Raw genomic sequence first — 18,507 nt, forward strand, 5'->3', positions numbered from 1 at the left:
TGGCCTCGAGGAACGGCTTCAGCGACGGTGAGCCGGATTCCTCCTCGCCCTCGAACAGGATGGTGATGCGGCACGGCAGATTGCCATGCACCTGCTTCCAGGCGCGGCAAGCCTCGACGAAGGTCATCAACTGGCCCTTGTCGTCGGCCGAACCACGCCCGGTGATCACCTTGTGGTCAGGTTCGACCTCCTTGATGGCAGGCGCGAACGGATCGCTTTCCCACAATTCGATCGGATCGACCGGCTGCACGTCGTAGTGGCCATAGAACAGCACATGTGGCGAACCGGCCGGCCCGTCATGATGCGCAACCACCATCGGATGGCCGGGCGTGTCGCGAACGCTGGCCTCGAAGCCTATCAGCTTGAGCTCCGCCACCAGCCATTCCGCCGCCTTGCGGCAGTCGGCGGCATAGGCCGGATCAGTGGAGATCGACTTGATCCTGAGCAGGCCGAACAGGCGCTCGAGGCTCTGGTCGAGATTCTTGTCGAGACGGTCGAGGACGGGGGAAACTGCGTACATTTGCGAAGCCTTTCGATTCAGAGCCGGAACCGTAAAGGCAGGACAGGAAAACGAAAAGCCCGTGATCATTGGACCACGGCTGTGAAGGCCTGTCCGGGGTAAAAAAAAGACCGCCGTGGTGGAGGGGGAACCACGGCGGCCTTCTACTCGAAACGATGCGGCAGCCCGGAGAGGGGGGATAGGCTGCCGCAGGTGTCCGGTATAGGCGGGGGACGGGCCTTACTCCGGACTCGGCGAAAACTGCCGATGAACTTTATTTGGGTCTTTGAACGTGGCGATTCAAGGGCATGAAAATTACACTTTTGTAACATGCGCGTGAGCGAACCGGCCTGTCAGCCGTCTGTCAGGGTGTTGTCGGAACCGGGTGGGTGCCAGTGCCTTTGGCATGGACCGCGGCATCGAGCCGCGCTATCCCTGCCGACATGAAAAAAGGCGATCACCTCTTCCTTATCGACGGCTCCGGCTACATCTTCCGTGCCTATCATGCACTGCCACCGCTGACCCGCAAATCCGACGGCCTGCCGGTCGGCGCCGTTTCAGGCTTCTGCAACATGCTATGGAAGCTGATGCTGGATGCCCGCAACACCGATGTAGGCATTGTGCCGACGCATTTCGCCGTTATTTTCGACTATTCGTCAAAAACCTTCCGCAACGATCTCTACCCCGAATACAAGGCCAACCGCTCGGCGCCGCCGGAAGACCTGATCCCGCAATTTGGCCTGATCCGCCAGGCGACGAGGGCGTTCAACCTGCCTTGCATCGAGATCGAAGGTTACGAAGCCGACGATCTCATCGCCACCTATGCCAGGCTGGCCTGCGAGGCCGGCGGCGACACCACCATCATCTCCTCCGACAAGGACCTGATGCAGTTGGTCGGCGACACGGTCGGCATGTACGACCCGATGAAGGACCGCCAGATCGGCATTCCGGAAGTCATCGAGAAATGGGGCGTGCCGCCGGAAAAGATGGTCGACCTGCAGGCGCTGACCGGTGACTCCGTCGACAATGTGCCCGGTGTGCCCGGCATCGGGCCGAAGACAGCGGCGCAGTTGCTCGAGCAGTTCGGCGACCTCGACGGGCTGCTGGCCCGCGCCAGCGAGATCAAGCAGGACAAGAGGCGCGAATCGATCATCGCCAACGCCGACAAGGCGCGCATTTCACGTCAGCTGGTGACGCTGAAGAACGATGTGCCGGTGGCCGAGGGGCTGGACGACTTCGTCCTGCACGCGCCGGACGGACCGAAGCTGATCGGCTTCCTCAAGACCATGGAATTCACCTCGCTGACCCGCCGCGTGGCGGAAGCGACCGGCACCGAGGCCGGCGATGTCCAGGCCGTCGCGGTGACCGTCGAGCGTGCCGACGCCGCGCATGGCCCCGATGTCGGCGCCGGAACTCCCGGCGCGATCCGACCTGCCGGGGCCGGCGAAGACGGCGCGGCGGACCGGGCGCCGGGGACCGAGAAACCCATCAGCGGCGACACCCCTTCCCTGCTCGCCGCGCTGCGGTTGGAGAGCGCGGCCACCCGCAAGATCGATATTTCGGCCTATCACTGCATCCGCGATGTCGCGACCTTGAAAGCCTGGGTCGCTGAGGCAACCGAAGCCGGCCTTGCAGCATTCGACGTGCGGGCGACGTCGGCCGATCCGATGCAGGCCGAGTTGATCGGCCTGTCCATCGCCACGGCGCCCGGCCGCGCGGCCTACATTCCTTTTGCCCACAAGAGCGGCAACGGTGACCTGCTCGGCGGCGGCGCGGTCGAAAACCAGATCCAGCTTCGCGAGGCGCTGGCCGTGCTGAAACCGCTGCTGGAGGACAAGTCGGTTCTCAAGATCGCGCAGAACCTGAAATACGATCTTGTTATCATGAGCCGCTACGGCATCGATGCCGCGCCTTTTGACGACACCATGCTGATCTCCTATGTGCTCGATGCGGGCACCCCTCACGGTCACGGCATGGACCAGCTTGCCGAGAAATGGCTTGGCCACACCCCTCTCCAGCTCAAAGACGTTACCGGCTCCGGCAAAAGCTCCGTTGGTTTCGATCAGGTCGCCATCGACAGGGCGACCGCTCATGCCGCCGAAGACGCCGATGTGACGCTGCGGCTCTGGCTGGTGCTGAAGCCACGGCTCGCCGCCAAGGGCCTGGTGTCGGTCTATGAGCGGCTGGAGCGGCCGCTGGTGCCGGTGCTGGCGCGCATGGAACAGCGCGGCATCTCGGTCGACAGGCAGATCCTGTCGCGGCTCTCTGGCGAACTGGCGCAGGGCGCCGCCCGGCTGGAAGAGGAAATCTACCAGCTCATCGGCGAGCGCATCAACATCGGCTCGCCCAAGCAACTCGGCGACATCCTGTTCGGTCGCATGGGCCTGCCCGGCGGTTCGAAAACCAAGACCGGGCAATGGTCGACCTCGGCGCAGCTTCTGGAGGATCTCGCCGCCGAAGGCCACGAACTGCCGCGCAAGATCGTCGACTGGCGCCAGCTGACCAAGCTGAAATCGACCTACACCGATGCGCTGCCCGGTTTCATTCATCCGGACACCAGGCGCGTCCACACCTCCTATGCGCTGGCGGCGACGACGACGGGCCGGCTGTCGTCCTCCGATCCGAACCTGCAGAACATTCCGGTGCGTACCGCCGAAGGCCGCAAGATCAGGACAGCCTTCATCGCCGACAAGGGCAGCCGGCTGGTCTCGGCCGATTACAGCCAGATCGAATTGCGGGTGCTCGCCCATGTCGCCGAGATCCCGCAGCTGCGGCAGGCCTTTGCCGACGGAGCGGACATCCACGCCATCACCGCATCGGAAATGTTCAACGTGCCCGTGGAGGGCATGCCTTCGGAAGTCCGCCGACGCGCCAAGGCGATCAATTTCGGCATCATCTACGGCATTTCCGCCTTCGGCCTCGCCAACCAGCTGTCGATCCCGCGCGAGGAGGCGAGCAACTACATCAAAAAGTATTTCGAGCGCTTCCCTGGCATCCGCGACTACATCGAGGAGACCAAGGCCTATGCCCGCGAGCACGGCTTCGTCGAAACGATCTTCGGCCGCCGTATCCACTATCCTGACATAAGATCCTCCAACCCCTCGATCCGCGCGTTCAACGAGCGCGCCTCGATCAACGCCCGCCTGCAAGGCACCGCCGCTGACATCATCCGCCGCGCCATGGTGCGCATGGACGAGGCGCTGGAGAAGGCAAAGCTCTCCGCCCGCATGCTATTGCAGGTGCATGACGAGCTGATCTTCGAGACGGTCGAGGCGGAAGTCGAGGCGACGATCCCCGTCGTGCGCCACGTCATGGAGAACGCGGCGATGCCGGCCGTGTCTATGTCGGTGCCGCTGCACGTCGACGCGCGGGCCGCCAACAACTGGGACGAGGCGCATTAGCGCCAACTCAAGGTGAGTTGAGTCAAAGGCAGGCCGGCATCACCTGAATATCAGCGCACCTCAAGCCGCTTCGGCCAGACATTTGGCACACGTCCCGCGAAACTCGATCACCGCCTTCTTGGCGGCGAAGCCTGTCGAGCGCACCCATTCGTCCAGCCGGTGGTCGACATCGTGGTCGGACATTTCGGTCACTTGCCCACAGGTGTCGCAGATGGCGAAGGCGGTCATCGAATGGCTGTGGTCGTGCGGCTCAGCGCAAGCGACGAAGGAGTTGATGCTTTCCAGCCGATGCACGAAGCCGGACTTCACCAGCGTGTCGAGCGCCCGGTAGACCTGCAGCGGCGCGCGAAAACCGCGCTCGCGCAGCTGGTCGAGCAAGGTATAGGCGCTGAGCGGCCCACTGGCGGCCTCGAGTTTCTCGAGCACGCACAACTGGTTCTTCGTCAGCACATCCCTTGCCGCCATCATCCTGTTTCCAACTCGTCTTGCGTCGCTTGCGCATTTCCGTGCGCAAACGATCCCTGTCCCATCCAGATAGCGACGAACAGGCATTTTTGCTACTGTTTCCAACATCTCTGCCCGCAAGGCTGTCGAGAACCGTCGACAGTGCGGGGTAACAGGCGGGTTGCTCTACGATGCGACATTCAAAATACTGACAAAATCTTCGGCAAGGATTGCCGCGCTTGGGAAATTCGATCGGGCTTGGGGAAGCAATCATGATCACATTGACGCGGCGGACGCTGCTTGTCGGCACGTCCGCGCTGACGATGGCCGGCATGGTGTCGTTCCGGGCCATGGCCGCATCGCGCACCTATCATGCGCTGCTGGTCGCCTGCACCGAATATCCGAACCTGCCGCAGAGGAACTGGCTGATCGGGCCGAAGAACGATGCCGGCCTCGTCCACGAGTACCTGTTGAAGAACGTGCCCGACCCGGTGCGGTTCGCGCCCGAGAATGTCACGCTGCTCGCCAAGGACGTGCCTGGCGCAAATGGCTTGCCAACCCATGCCGCGATCAAGGCCGCACTGGCCGACCTCGCGGCCAAGGTTCAGCGCGACGATTTCGTCTATCTGCATCTGTCCGGCCACGGCGCCCAGCAGCCGGAGAGGATCAAGGGCGACGAGACCGACGGGCTCGACGAAATCTTCCTGCCCGTCGACATCGACAAATGGATCAACCGCGATGCCGGCGTGCCGAATGCGCTGGTCGACAACGAGATCGGTGCCGCGCTTGACGCCATCCGCAACAAGGGCGCCTTCGTCTGGGTGGTGTTCGACTGCTGCCATTCCGGCACCGCGACCCGCGCGGTCGAAGTCCACGACGAAATGGAGCGCAAGGTCGAGTTCGCCGACCTGGTTGGCGGCAGCGAGGCCGAGCGGGCCGCTGCGATCAAGGCCTATGACGAGGTGACATCCGCCGCCCGCTCGCGCGGCGTCGACGAGAACGGCACGCGCAAGCCCGCCTTCAACCTGACACCGACCGGCGGCGAACCGATCACCAAGGGCAAGCTGGTCGCCTTCTATGCCGCGCAGACGGTGGAGACGACGCCGGAGATGCCGCTGCCCAAGGGCACGACGGATGCACCACGCTTCGGCCTGTTCACCTTCACCATCCTGTCGAAGCTGGCCGAGAACCCGAACGTCACCTATCGCCAGCTCGGCCAGGCCGTGCTGCAGCAATATTCCGCCGACAGCCGTACACGGCCGACGCCCCTGTTCGAGGGCGAACTCGACGCCCGCGTGTTCGGCACCGACAAGACCGACGCGGTCATGCAGTGGCCTGTTGTCATCAAGGACGGTGAGGCGACGATCGGCGCCGGGCTGCTGCATCGCCTCACCCCCGGCAGCAAGCTCGCCATCCTGCCTTCGGCGCTGTCGCCGCTTTCCGACGCGGTCGGCTATCTCGAGGTGCAGTCGGCCAAGAACCTGGAAAGCCGCGTCAAGCCGGTCGAGTTCGACAAAAAGCCGGCGCTCAAGGTGGCCGACATTCCGGCCAACGCTTATGCGCGGGCTGCCGAGATCGCTGTCGACTACAAGCTCGTCGTCGCTCGGCCGGCCGCGACGAAGGGACTTGAGAAGGAAACCGCTCTCGTCAATTCGGTTCTCGACGAACTGGCCACGGCCAAGAAGACCGGCTTCAACATCGAGCTGGTCGACCCCGGCAGGAGCGCCGAGCTTCGCTTTGCGGTGATGCGCGAGAATGCCATCGCCGGCGCCGGCAAGGACGCGACCGACAAGCCGGCACTGTGGTTCCTGCCGGCCTCGGGCGACGTGACCTTGAAAGACGGCAGCAAGCCGCCGCTGATCATCATTCACATGGATGACCGGAAAAAACTTGTCGATGCCACGACCAGAAATCTGCGCACCATCTTCCGCGCCACCGGACTGTCGCGGCTGGCGGCGGCCTCCGACTACAAGCCCGAGGACGTCGACGTCCAGTTCCAGGTCAAACGCCGGGACAAGGATGGCCTCGAACCCTTGCAGGCTTCGGTGGTGCCTCGCGTCTCGCCGGGCGACGAAGTGCATGTGCTGGCCAGGAACGGCTCTGATCTGCTGGTCGACATCAACGTGCTCTATGTCGGCAGCGACTATTCGATCACCCACATCGTCGCCGAACGCCTCGCGCCGCAAGCCACGCTCGAGGAGGGGCTGCTGGCCTTCACCGACACCAGCTTCGGCATGGAAAGGATGATCGCGGTTTTGACCGAGGCGCCGCCGGAGAGCGAGAAGGAGGATCTGAGCTTCCTGGCGCAGGATGGTGTCGCGTCGATGACGCGCGGCTTGGGGCCTGCCAGCTTCTCGGACATGCTGACCGATATCGGCATGGCGCCGGCAACCCGCTCGGTGATGCGGCTTGCCGACAAGAGCGGGCCGAAGGGCGCGGTGATGATCTTCCCGATGGAGACGGTGCCACGCGCCTGAACGAATGCCGGCACAACAGCCGGCTCTTGCGCGATCGGCGCGATATGAGAACAATCCCGGCCGCTGCCATGGCGCATGACGGCGGGATGAAGTGGATAGGATCGATTGTGAAGAACTCCGTGTTTACCTGGCGTGGAACGATTGCCGGCCTTGCTGGTAGCCTGTCGCTGATCGCCAATGCTTCAGCGGACGAGGCTTGCGGCTTGTGTGTCAAGCAGATCGTCACCAATTCCGAGCTGGCGACCTGTTTTCTCGATCAATACGACCAGATCGCCAAAAGCGGCAACGGCGCTGTCGTGGTCGATCTCAGCGGCTGCGCCTCGCGCGGCGTCGTCGAGGCATTGCCGTCACCGAACAAGGGGGCGGCGGAGCCCGACGTGCAGTTCATGATTTCGCGCCTGCAGCTGGAATGTCTGAAAAAGCAGCTGGAGGCGCCAGGCATCGTGCTGGATCCCTCCGCCACCATTGAACTGGACAGCTGCCAATGAAGAAGCCGGCGGCCAGTACCAGGCAAACAGTGGCTGCCGCGCCCGCAAAGGCGCCAGCCGCGAAGCCGGCTTTGCCGGAAACCACCGAGGGTTTTCCCTGGCCGAGCAGCCACGAGATCAAGAAGGAATCGAACCCGTTCACTGACCGCGACTGGCGCATGCTGGCCTATGCCTGGTCGGGCCTGCTGGTGCGTCTGGCCATCATCTTCACCTTGATGTTCTCGATCTACCAGTTCCTCGCCAACCAGGAGCAGAAGCGCGTCGAGCAGACCATGTCGCTGGTTGAGCTCTGGGAAACCAAGGACTACCAGCAGGCGCAGCGCGCGCTGAAAGATCGTCTTGCGGCCCTCAACGCCAAATACGACAATCTGCTCAGCGCCAACCCCTCGCCGACCGAGGAGCAGGTGTTCCGGCAGCGGATCGGCATCGAGGCGATGACCGCCAGTGGTGGCGACATGCCGCTTGCCGATTTCAGCGAAAACTTCGACCGCATCGTCTATTTCCTCAACCGCCTGTCCTTCTGCGTCGAAGGCGATCTGTGTTCGCGCAAAGTTACCGATGCCTATTTCCGCGACTACGCCGTCTCGTTCTGGAGTTATTTTGCCGGCTATGTCGACAAGCAGCGCAAGACGGGCTCACCCACTTTCGCGACGGCGATCGAGGCCTATGTCCGCGATGGGCCGCCGACGGCCGAAGCCAAATAACGATGGAAACCTCGCCATGAGCGTCCGCCTCATGCGCGCCTGCCGCTGGCTGGCAATGGCCGGTGCACTTGTTGTCGCGTCGGCTGCTCGCGCCGAAGAGGCGCCTGACTTCCACCTCGATCTCGACACCGGCGGCCACAGCGCGCAGGTCAACGACCTCGCCTTCACGCCCGACGGCGAGGACATCGTCTCGGCATCGAACGACAAGACCATCCGCATCTGGGATTGGCGGAGCGGGGTGACGCTGCGCACCATCCGCGGCTATCTCGGCAATGGCAGCGACGGCAAGATCTTCGCGGTCGCGGTCGCGCCGGATGGCAAGACGATCGCCGCCGGCGGCTATTTCGGCGCCAGCCTCGGCGACAAGCCGCCCTATGGCGACATCCGGCTGTTCGACTTCGCCACCGGCAAGATGAAGGCCGTGTTGAAGGCCGCCGACTACGCAACCTACGACCTCGCCTTCTCTCCCGATGGAACGATCCTGGCCGCCGGTGGCGCCGACGGCGTCGTCTATTTGTGGAAACAGGACGACAAATCCGCGACCGGCTGGACACTGGACAAGAAACTCGACGCCGATTCCTGGCACATCGACAAACTCACCTTCGCCGCCGCGGGAACCCGGCTGGCGGCGACCACCACCGACAATGGCATCCGGCTCTTCGACGTCGCAAAAGGCGAGGAGATCGCCTTGCCGGCCGAGGCCGAGCCGCTGCGAGATATCAGTGTCATGGCCTTGGCCGTGTCGCCGGATGGCAGCCTGTTTGCCACCGGCAGCAAGGACGGGCAGGTGCAGCTCTGGCATGCAGCCGACGGCACGCTGGTGCGCGCCATGCCGAAGCAGGATTTCCTCATCGGCTCGCTGACCTTTGCCAGGGGAGTGCGGCTGGTCGCCTCCTGCGCCCATCGCTGCGTCGACAAGCACCGCTCCGTCGTCTGGAACATCGACACCGGCGAAAAGACACTCGACTATACCGGCCATGACGGCACGGTCTATGCCAGCGCCGCCAATGCCGATGGCTCGCTGGTGGCAACCGGCGGCGGCACCCGCAATGCCATCCAGGTCTGGGACCCCGCGACCGGCGAGCGCAAGGCGCTGCTGCAGGGCGTGGGCGAACCGGTGACCGCCGTCGGCATCGACGCGGCGAACGACGTCATCGCCTGGGGCAATGCCAACCCTTGTCCGGATCGGGTTGCCTGTCCCGAACAGCAAGGCGCGCTGGACAACAAATTGGTGCTGCCGACCACCGAGCGCTTCTTCGAAGATCCGCACCCACTGACGGAGCCGGACTCGTTTGCCCGCGCCGCGTTGACAGACGGCCAGTGGTCGCTGCGCGCCAGGGAGGGAGGCAAGGACGGGCTCGAAAACGCGGTGCTGGAGATCGCCAATGGCGGCAAAATCGTGCGCAGCATCGAGAACGATGCCACCAATGGCTTTGTCCATTCGGCCTTCACGCTGGTCGACAATGGCCTTGGCCTGATCACCGGCGGCAATGACGGCACCCTGCTCGAATATCGGACCGCAACCGCGAAAATGTCGGGCGAATTCACCGGCCATACCGGCGAGATCAACGCCTTGGTCGCTTCCGATAAAGCCGGCCTGCTGGTTACCGGTAGCGCCGACCAGACGCTCCGGCTGTGGAACCTGAAAACGCACGAGCTGATCGTCTCGATGTTCTTTGCCGGCTCGCAATGGATCACCTGGATGCCGCAGGGCTATTACTATTCCTCCGACGAGGGCGACAAGCTGATCGGCTGGCAGGTCAACCAGGGCCGCGACCATGAAGGCCGCTTCATCCGCGCCGGCCAGCTCAAGAAATATCTCTGGAGCCCGGAAATGGTGCGTCGCGCCATCATCCTGCGCAGCGCCAAACTGGCGGTCAAGGAGATGCGGCCGGGCGTCGACAACGAGCTGCAGAAGCTGCTGCAGCGCAAGCCACCGGAGTTCGACATCCGCCTCGCCGACGACCAAAGCAAGGTCCGTGACGGCTATGTTGCCGTCGAGATCACTGGCGCCAGGCAAGCCGGGACCGATGTCGCCGGCTTCTCGATCCTGTCGAACAGCCGCAATGTCGGCGATGTCACCGCCCGCTCGGTGGACGGCAACAGCACCATCGTCGAGATACCGGTCGAGAATGGCGAAAACACCATCCGCATCACCGGCACCAACGAATTCGGTTACCTGACCGAGCGCAGCGTTACGGCGCTGGCGAGGAAGACCGAGAAGACCGAGGCCAAGGGCAAGCTCTATGTCGCGGTCATCGGCGTCGACAAATATCCGTTCCTGGCCGACGCCTGTTCGGGCCACGCCTGCGACCTGCGCTATCCCGTCGACGATGCCACCGAGTTCCTCAAGGTGATTGCACAGAAATCGGCACCGTTGTTCTCATCGATGGAGACGCTGGTGCTGGTCAACCGCGAAGCGCTCGACGAGCCCCCCGACACGGCCAAGCAGGCCTACACCGTCGCCAGCGCCGACGACATCATGGAGCCCGACTCGGACACGATCGACGACCAGCTCGCCGATTTCCTCGACAGACCTGGCGAGCACGACACCACGATCATCTTCGTCGCCGGCCACGGCATAAACATCGACGAGGATTACTATTTCATCCCGACCGACGGCCGCAAACAGGATGCCGAGCGCTGGAAGCGCTCCTCGCTTGTCGACTGGTCGGACATCCAGAAATCGGTCGAGCGGGCCAAGGGCATGCGCTTCATGCTGCTCGACACCTGCCATGCCGCCAACGCCTTCAATCCGCGCCTGGAAAAGGATGCGCAGGATGCGCGCATCGTCGTGTTTTCGGCCACCGCCGCCAACAACACCGCCGCCGAACTGCCCGAACTCGGCCACGGCGTTTTCACCTATTCGATCCTCGAAGGCCTGCGTGGCAAGGCCAGGACGTCCGACGGCGGCGTCACGCTGTTCGGCCTTGCCGACTACATTTCGCGCGAGGTGGTGCGGCTGACGTCGTCGAAGCAAAAGCCGTTCTATTATGTCGGCGGCGTGGAGAACATCGTGCTCGCCGAGCCATGAGAGGACCAGGTCTGCGCCAAGGTACCCGTCTCGCCCGACTGTGGCCGGCAATCGCCGCAACGCTATTCTTCCTCTTTGCCCTGCCCCTCCCCGCCTTCGCCGCATCCATTGCCTGCCCACCCGGCGCCGAAAACTTCCCGCCCTTCTACGACGACGCCACGCTGTTCAAGGACGCCATCGCCAGCGTCGCCAATGTCGAGCCATCAAACCAGCGGCTGACCGGCATCACCGTGCCGCACCATCTGCTGACCGCCGACCTGGTCGCGCTCGGGTTCCGGGCGGCGTCCGGCTTCCGCTACAAGCGCATCGTCATCCTGTCGCCGGACCATTTCCATAAGACCCGCAAACTGTACGCCACCACGCTGCGCGGCTTCGATACCGTGGTTGGTCCGGTCGCCGCCGACGCGCCAGCGGTGCGGCGCCTTGAGATGAACGGCGACATAGTCGAGGAGTCCTGCCTGTTCGACAAGGAACATGGCGTGCGCGCCATGCTGCCATTCCTGCACCATTATTTTCCCGAGGCGAAAATCGTGCCCGTCGCGATGTCGGTCAGGGCAAGGCGTGGCGACTGGGACAGGCTGGCCGAGGCGCTCAAGCCGATCGTCGACCAGGACACGCTGATCGTCGAATCGACCGACTTCTCGCACTATCTGCCGCAGCATGACGCACGGCGCTTCGACCAGCAGACGCTGAACATTCTGGCCGCCGGCTCGCTCGACGGCATTGCATCCCTTCGCCAGCCCGAACATGCAGATTCCGTTGGCGCGCTCTACATCCAGACCAGGCTGCAGCGCGAACTGTTCAGCGCCCAGCCGCTGGTCGTCGCCAATGAGAACTCGCAGGAACACACGTCGGACTATGTCGAGCGCACCACGAGCTATGTCGTGGCCCTGTTCGGCGCCTTCGGTCCCGGCTTCAGCAACCCGGCACGGCCGAAGGACAAGGTCTACTATCTGGCCGGCGATGTGAATTTTGGCCGCGCCATGAAGAAGATTCTGGTCCGCGATGGTGTAGCCGAGCGTATCGTCAACAGCGTCCTGACCCTAACCGGTTCACGGCCGCTGATCGTCAATCTCGAAGGTGTCATCCTGCCCAACGTGCCGGAAGCGATCGACGACATGACGCTGGCGATGCCGCAAGGCCTGGCCGTCGACATGCTGAAGAGGCTGCATGTCGCCGGCGTCGGCCTCGCCAACAATCACGCCTATGATCTCGGCCCGTCAGGCTATGCCGAGACGCTGCGCGCCCTGGACGAGGCCGGCATCGCGCATTTCGGCCAGGGCGAGACGCTGGCGCTTGCCGATTTCGACCTTGTCGGGCTCACCGACATCGACACCAACGGTTCGAAGAACACCGACCTGCTCACCCCTGCTCTGCTTGACCGGCTGCTGCACGAGAATGCCGTGCGGCCGGTGGTCGCCTTCGTCCACTGGGGCCGCGAGTACAGGACCGAACCGTCCGTTCGCGAAGACATGCTTGCCGACCAGATGCGGCTGCGCGGCGTCTCGGCCATCGTCGGCGGTCATCCGCATGTGTCGAGCGAGGCGATCGTTCCGCTTGCCGGCGGCGATGTGGCGGAGGTCTATTCGCTCGGCAACTTCCTCTTCGACCAGAGCGCCGAGCGGTCGTCGGGATCGATGCTGGAATTGCGCGTCTTCGCCCAGGGCACGATCTTCACGAGGCTCATTCCGCTACCCAACTATTTCGAGATGGGTCGCAAATAGGCCCTTCCAGACCGGAAGCGCGGGAAGCTACCGTTTGCAGGCCGGCATCACCTGTATATCAATGCACCCTAACCGCAGCCGACCATATCGCGCGGCAGATAGCAGGCGGCCGGCTCGGTCTTGGTCTCGAACAACGACTGCTTCGGCCGGAAATAGAAGAAGGTCACCGGCTTGCTCTCGCGCACGCTGCCATCGGCAAAATGCGCCGCGATGCTGAAGCTATGGATCGACGACATCGACGACCACATCTTCAGCCGCGCCGTGTAGGCGCTGATCTTCTTGTTGCCGCGCACCGGCATAGCGATGGTGTAGTCGTGCTTGCCGATCGGGAACTCGATGTTCTGGTAGCGCATCGCTTCCGGCGTGCCGCCGCCGCCATCGCCGCATTCGGCCATCGCTTCCGGTGTCTCTAAAACCGCCATGGTGATGGACGTGCGGAACGGCTCGCTCTGTTGGTAAACATGACCTTGGTCGTCCGCCCAGGAATAGTCGAACTTGCCGATCGCATTCAGCGTCATCGCCTGCTGGAGATTGCCGAGATAGTCGGCGACCTCGCCGAACTTGATCTTGTTGGTGAGCTGGCTGCGGCAGACATTGAGACTGTCGACGGAAGGGCAGGGAAAGCGCCCCGTCTCCAGGCTGGCCGTGTCGACACCGGCCTCTGTGAGCACGCTCTTAATCGACACGTCGACGCCCTCGCCGAAACTGCCGATATCCTTGCTGAACATGCGGCTGGGCTCGCCGGTCGGATTGCCTTCGTCGTCGACCGTGGTGAACTGGATCGACATCTTCATGTCCTTGGCGTCACCCCAGCCATTGTTGACGATCGAGAAATCCGGCCTGAAGCCGACGCAGCCGAAATGCTCCGATATCGACAGCATCGGCTTGCGATAGGCATCGCTCGACGCAACCTTCATTTCCAGACTGTCGAGCTTGACCCTGGATTGGTCTGAAGTCTTCAGGTCGACTTCGGCAAAGGCCGGGGTATCCTCCCAGTCCGTGCTGCCATAGACATTGTTGGTGCCGATCTGCCCAGTGCCGTTCCAGGCGTCGTTGTATTGATCCGCCTCCGGATAGATCGCGATGTCTTCGTCGCGCACCAGATGCTGGTACTGCATGTCGGATTGCTGGGTCATGCGTTGGTCGACCGCGACGCCGATCTCGACCTTGTCGGCGTCGCCACCGCCGGTCTGCGCCTTGAGCAGCCCGCCGACCCTGGCGTCGGCCAGCACGTCGGGGCGGGAGCCGCCGACCTCCTTGCCCATTGCCCATTGCGACTCGTAGACGGTGCCGCCGGCCAGTCGCGTGCGGCCCTTGCCGTTCTTCAACCCGTCGACAAATGAGCCGGCAAAAATCTCGCCGGTCCTTGACAGCAGCCGCCCCTGGCCATTCGGCGCGCCGGCGACGAACTGCCCCTCATAGCGATTGCCGTCGGCATCGACATGGATGCCCTTTCCGTTGAGTTCCCCGGCGAGCCAATGTCCGTCGAAAACTTCGCCCGAGCGCAGCTCAAGCCGGCCTTGCCCGTCGGGCCGGCCATTCCGGACGTCGCCAAAATAGCTCGAATAGACGGTTTTCGGATCGTAGCTCGCCGAGCCGCGCACCCGCCAGACCAGTCTGCCCTTGCCGGTGATGGTGCCGTCTTCGGCGATCGTCCGGTCGGGCGACTGGCCCGCCGCCGGTTCCCAGACGAAGTCGAGATTCTTCTCCGGATGGAAGTCCCACACACGGACCATCCTGCGCAGCACCGAGCGTGTGTCCGACTGGTAGAGGATCTGCACCCGTTCCGCCCAGGCGCCACCAACAGGTGCGGTCGCCGGATCGGCGAAAGCCGGCGACAGCGTTAACGCGGCCAGCATCGATGCGGCCGCGATCCCGAACACTGCCCTTGCCCGCGCCATCCCTTGAGCCCCTTGGAAGCCAACCCCTTGGCCCCTTAAGCGTAGTCGGCGAGCGGGCCTCGTGCAAGAGAAGCCGCATGGAAGCATCGGCATGAAAAGGGCGGCGGGGTTGCCCGCCGCCCATTGTCTCCACAGTGATGGCGCAGCGACTATTTATACAGGCTGTTGATCCACTGGATGTTGGCGGCGTTCAGGCGCACGGCGGTGTTCGCGTCGGGGCTTTCCGCCACGTTGACGCCGGTGATGATGCGCTGCTTGGCTTTGTTGTCGTAGGCATAGACCGAGCTGCCGCTCGACCCCGGGAACGTATCGCAGTCATACTGGAAATACTCCGGAGCGATGTTTTCGGCATGCACTTCGCAGTTCGCCTTCCACATCGTGCCCATCGGCTTGTCGCCGGGGTAGCCGACGAGGTTGGCGGTGAAGTCGCCGAGATCGTCATAGTTGGCATAACCCAGCCAGCCGAGGTTGGTGCCGACATCCTGCTTCAGCGTGATGATGCCGAGATCCCACGGGATGACCGAACCATAATAGCCCTGGTAGTTGTCGATGAAGCCCTGCAGCACATAGGCGCTTTCAAAGGTGAAGGCGCCGAACGGCGCGTCGTCGGCAGTGCTGCCGTTGAGGCCTGGCACGAACAGATACTCGGAGAGCCAGTCCTTGTCTTCATGGCTGTAAAGGCAGTGCGCTGCGGTGAGCACGGTGCGCGGGCCGATCAGCGTTGCCGAACAGCTGCCGAAGTTGCCCGTCTTTGGCGATTTGGCTTCGAGATAGCCGATTGCCGAGAATGGATAGGTCTTGGTGTTCTTGACCTGCTCACGATCGTCGGTGCCGAAAACCTGGCGGCCGGCTTCGCCTTCGCCAAGGTCGGGATCTTCGGTCTTCCGCTGAGCCCCGTCCTTTCCGTTGGCCGGCGCATTCAGTTCCTTGATGATAAGCTCCCGCAGCGCTTCGCTCGGCTCGATCTTGATCTCCTTGCCATCGGCGGAACGTCCGACGATGCCATAGGATTTGACAGCCGTTGCCTCGTCAGCAAGCGGCGCGGCGCGGCTGTCTTCGTCAGTCAGCATCGGCGATGCGATTGGCTTTGCCCGCCCGGGCTTGTAGTCGCCTGCAGTCACATCCCGCATGCTTTCGCCATTGCCGGCGCTGGCGGAGCCAGGGTCGGCGGCGAAAACCGGGACCGTCCACATTGCGGTGGAAAGCAATGCGGACGCAATGATAGCGTTTGTCAGTTTTGTCATGGTGAGACTCTCCCAAAAGTCAGCAAGGACTGGATCAAAATACAGAAATATTGTCGAGATCGTGGTGAAGCCGAAAAATGAGTTTGGTTACCGGCGCCTGAACCTGATCATCACCCCATACGGTCTGTCGAAGGCCCGCCAAAGACGCCCGTGCGAATATACTGCCTAAATTAATACAACATTGGAATGACAAATCGCTTCCACGTAGCCCGTGGGGGGCTATAGGGTTTTGAGTGAGTTCCGCACGGGAACGCAATCGGCGAAGCACGCCTGGCTTGCTGGCGACTGTTTCGTTGATCATGCGCCGGGGCTGGCTCGTTCGGGAACGTGTCTCAGGAGGATTTCAGGTGCACATCATCCATCGGTTCAGGCCGATCGTCGCCGCGTCGGCGCTCGCCATCGTCTCGGCTCTTGCCAGCGTCAGCACCAGCCAGGCGGACGAAGGTGCCGCCCGACCGGAGGCGGCGGTTTCGCCGATGCACCGCGTCGCGGATGCCAGGGCCAAGGCCGCGGCGGAAAATCCCGACGGCGCCGATCGCGTCTATGGCGGCAACCAGGCCGAAAAGGGCGCCTATCCTTTCCAGGTCGCGCTGCTCACCACCGACAGGCTGGACGAGAACCCGGCCTCGCAGGCCAATGCCCAATTCTGCGGCGGCAGCCTGATCGCGCCGCAATGGGTTCTGACGGCGGCGCACTGCCTCAACGACAACGGCCGGCCGATTTCGCCTGATACGGTCACCGTGCTGACTGGCGCCACCGATCTCAGCGAGGGCAAGCGCCACAAGGTGCTGGAGGTCATCGTCAACGAAGGCTACAGCGAGCAGACGCTCGACAACGATCTCGGCCTGCTCCGCCTTGCCGAGCCGGCCGATGCGCCGACCATCAAGCTTACCCATGGCGCGACACCCGATACCGGCAAGACCACCGTCACCGGCTGGGGCAAGATGCAGGATGGCACTTTTCCGACCACGCTGATGGTTGCCGACCTCGACCTGCAGCCGAACCAGGCCTGCAACAGCGGCATCAAGGCCATCTATGCGCATGATCTGAAGGCAGCCTTGGGCGATCTGTCCCACCGCATGCGCTACTCGGAAAAGGGCATCGATGCGGCCGCCAACGCGATTGCCGCCGACATGACCGACCCGCTGACCAGCAACATGATCTGCGCCGGCACCACCAGCGGCGTGCGCGATGCCTGCAACGGCGACAGCGGCGGACCGCTGTTCATGACCGGCGCCGACGGCCCGGTCCAGGTCGGTGTCGTCAGCTGGGGCGAAGGCCCGGCGGACGGCAGTGCGGCCTGCGGCCACAAGGACGCCTACGGCATCTACACCCGGTTGGCCAACTACACGGGCTGGATCGATGCGAAGATGAAGACCCCGGCGCCGGCGCCGGAAAAACCCAAGGCGGGACTGGGCACCGCCCAGAAGCCGAAGACGCCCTGAGGCAGGGCCATTTCGCTTTCGCGTGAAAAACGGCGGGAGGGGTTCCCGCCGTTTTTGTTTGCCGGCCCGTTTTGTTTGCCGGCTTGTCGAGCGAACCGCTTACTTCCTCGGCGGGCCTTTGCGTTCGGCCGAGGCCGCCCACAGATTGATGTCGGACTCGCGCGCATAGCTATCGATCTCGGCGAGTTCGGCATCGCTGAAGTCGAGCACCTTGAGCGCGCCGACGCAGTCCTCGACCTGCTCCGACCGGCTGGCGCCGATCAGCGCCGAAGTCACCTTGCCTTTGCGCAGCACCCAGGCCAGCGCCATTTGCGCCAGCGTCTGCCCACGCTTGCCGGCGATGGCGTCGAGCGCCTTGATGTTGGCGATGGTCTTGTCGTTGATGAAGGCCGTCTTCAGCGACTTGCCCTGGGAGGCACGGCTGCCTTCGGGAATGCCGCCGAGATACTTGTCGGTCAGCATGCCTTGCGCCAGCGGCGAGAACACGATCGAGCCGACGCCGAGCCCTTCCAGCGTATCGAGCAGGCCATCCTCCTCCACCCAGCGGTTGAGCATCGAATAGCTCGGCTGATGGATGACGCAAGGCGTGCCGAGCTGCTTCAAGATATCGGCGGCCTCGCGCGTGCGCTGCGAATTGTAGGACGAGATGCCGGCATAGAGCGCCCTGCCCGAGCGCACCGCATGGTCGAGCGCGCCCATCGTTTCTTCCAGCGGCGTATCGGGATCGAAGCGGTGCGAATAGAAGATGTCGACATAGTCAAGACCCATCCGCTTCAGGCTCTGGTCGAGGCTGGCCAGCATGTATTTGCGCCCGCCCCATTCGCCATAGGGCCCGGGCCACATTTCGTAGCCGGCCTTGGTCGAGATGATCAGCTCGTCGCGGTAGCCGGCGAAATCGGTGCGCAGGATCTCTCCGAAAGCGGTCTCGGCCGAACCGGGCGGCGGACCGTAATTGTTGGCGAGGTCGAAATGCGTGATGCCGAGGTCGAAGGCCTTGCGTGCGATGGCCTGCTTGGTCCGGTGCGGCGTGTCATTGCCGAAATTGTGCCACAGCCCCAGCGAGATCGCCGGCAGCTTCAGGCCGGAGCGACCGCAGCGGTTGTAGACCATTTTTTCGTAGCGGCTTTCGGCGGGCGTGTAGGGCAT

General features: G+C 63.4%; 12 protein-coding genes. 7 read left to right on the forward strand and 5 right to left on the reverse strand.

The annotated features are described in order from the left end of the window. Positions 1–520 (reverse strand): M20/M25/M40 family metallo-hydrolase (locus tag ACFSQT_RS03405; protein ID WP_379017016.1); only part of this gene is annotated, 520 nt, incomplete at its 3' end. Positions 521–942: 422 nt separating this feature from the next. Here ACFSQT_RS03405 and polA point away from each other — a divergent pair. Beyond that, complete coding sequence (gene polA / locus ACFSQT_RS03410) at positions 943–3,900, forward strand: DNA polymerase I (protein ID WP_379017042.1); 2,958 nt, start codon at positions 943–945, stop codon at positions 3,898–3,900. A gap of 60 nt (positions 3,901–3,960) precedes the next feature. Here the strand turns inward: polA and ACFSQT_RS03415 are convergent, their stop codons facing one another. Continuing rightward, positions 3,961–4,365: a Fur family transcriptional regulator gene (locus ACFSQT_RS03415; protein ID WP_095084745.1), complete on the reverse strand. Its 405-nt coding sequence runs from the start codon at positions 4,363–4,365 to the stop codon at positions 3,961–3,963. 251 nt (positions 4,366–4,616) lie between these two features. On the opposite strand from ACFSQT_RS03415, the gene ACFSQT_RS03420 reads away from it, so the two are divergent. From ACFSQT_RS03420 to amrB, 5 genes are all read left to right on the forward strand, one after another. Next, positions 4,617–6,821 carry a caspase family protein gene (locus ACFSQT_RS03420; protein WP_379017018.1) on the forward strand — a complete coding sequence of 735 codons (2,205 nt, stop codon included), beginning with the start codon at positions 4,617–4,619 and terminating at the stop codon, positions 6,819–6,821. 68 nt (positions 6,822–6,889) lie between these two features. Next, a complete protein-coding gene (locus ACFSQT_RS03425) occupies positions 6,890–7,309 on the forward strand; it encodes a hypothetical protein (RefSeq protein WP_379017019.1) in 420 nt (139 codons plus the stop codon). Next, on the forward strand, positions 7,306–8,013 hold the full coding sequence (locus ACFSQT_RS03430; RefSeq protein WP_379017020.1) for a DUF4760 domain-containing protein: 708 nt from the start codon (positions 7,306–7,308) through the stop codon (positions 8,011–8,013). Before ACFSQT_RS03425 ends, ACFSQT_RS03430 begins: the two co-directional genes overlap by 4 nt. 16 nt (positions 8,014–8,029) lie before the next feature. Beyond that, entirely contained in the window at positions 8,030–11,047 is a 3,018-nt protein-coding gene (locus ACFSQT_RS03435; protein ID WP_379017021.1) for a hypothetical protein, read from the forward strand. Further along, a complete protein-coding gene (amrB, locus tag ACFSQT_RS03440; RefSeq protein ID WP_379017022.1) occupies positions 11,044–12,771 on the forward strand; it encodes an AmmeMemoRadiSam system protein B in 1,728 nt (575 codons plus the stop codon). The genes ACFSQT_RS03435 and amrB overlap by 4 nt, the downstream gene beginning before the upstream one ends. Positions 12,772–12,839: 68 nt before the next feature. On the opposite strand, the gene ACFSQT_RS03445 is transcribed toward amrB, so the two are convergent. Together ACFSQT_RS03445 and ACFSQT_RS03450 are read right to left on the reverse strand one after the other, a co-directional pair. Further along, positions 12,840–14,654 (reverse strand): MORN repeat-containing protein, encoded by a 1,815-nt coding sequence (locus tag ACFSQT_RS03445; RefSeq protein WP_379017024.1) that lies wholly within the window; start codon positions 14,652–14,654, stop codon positions 12,840–12,842. A 167-nt stretch (positions 14,655–14,821) separates the two neighbouring features. Further along, positions 14,822–15,916, reverse strand: a complete 1,095-nt coding sequence (locus ACFSQT_RS03450; RefSeq protein WP_379017025.1) for a trypsin-like serine peptidase — start codon at positions 15,914–15,916, stop codon at positions 14,822–14,824. A gap of 347 nt (positions 15,917–16,263) precedes the next feature. Here ACFSQT_RS03450 and ACFSQT_RS03455 point away from each other — a divergent pair, with 347 nt between their 5' ends. Further along, on the forward strand, positions 16,264–17,361 hold the full coding sequence (locus ACFSQT_RS03455) for a S1 family serine peptidase (protein WP_379017026.1): 1,098 nt from the start codon (positions 16,264–16,266) through the stop codon (positions 17,359–17,361). Between the two features lie 99 nt (positions 17,362–17,460). On the opposite strand, the gene mgrA is transcribed toward ACFSQT_RS03455, so the two are convergent. Next, positions 17,461–18,507 (reverse strand): L-glyceraldehyde 3-phosphate reductase, encoded by a 1,047-nt coding sequence (mgrA, locus tag ACFSQT_RS03460; protein WP_379017028.1) that lies wholly within the window; start codon positions 18,505–18,507, stop codon positions 17,461–17,463.

Origin of the sequence: Mesorhizobium calcicola (assembly GCF_042682105.1) — a bacterium.
Taxonomy (GTDB): domain Bacteria; phylum Pseudomonadota; class Alphaproteobacteria; order Rhizobiales; family Rhizobiaceae; genus Mesorhizobium; species Mesorhizobium calcicola.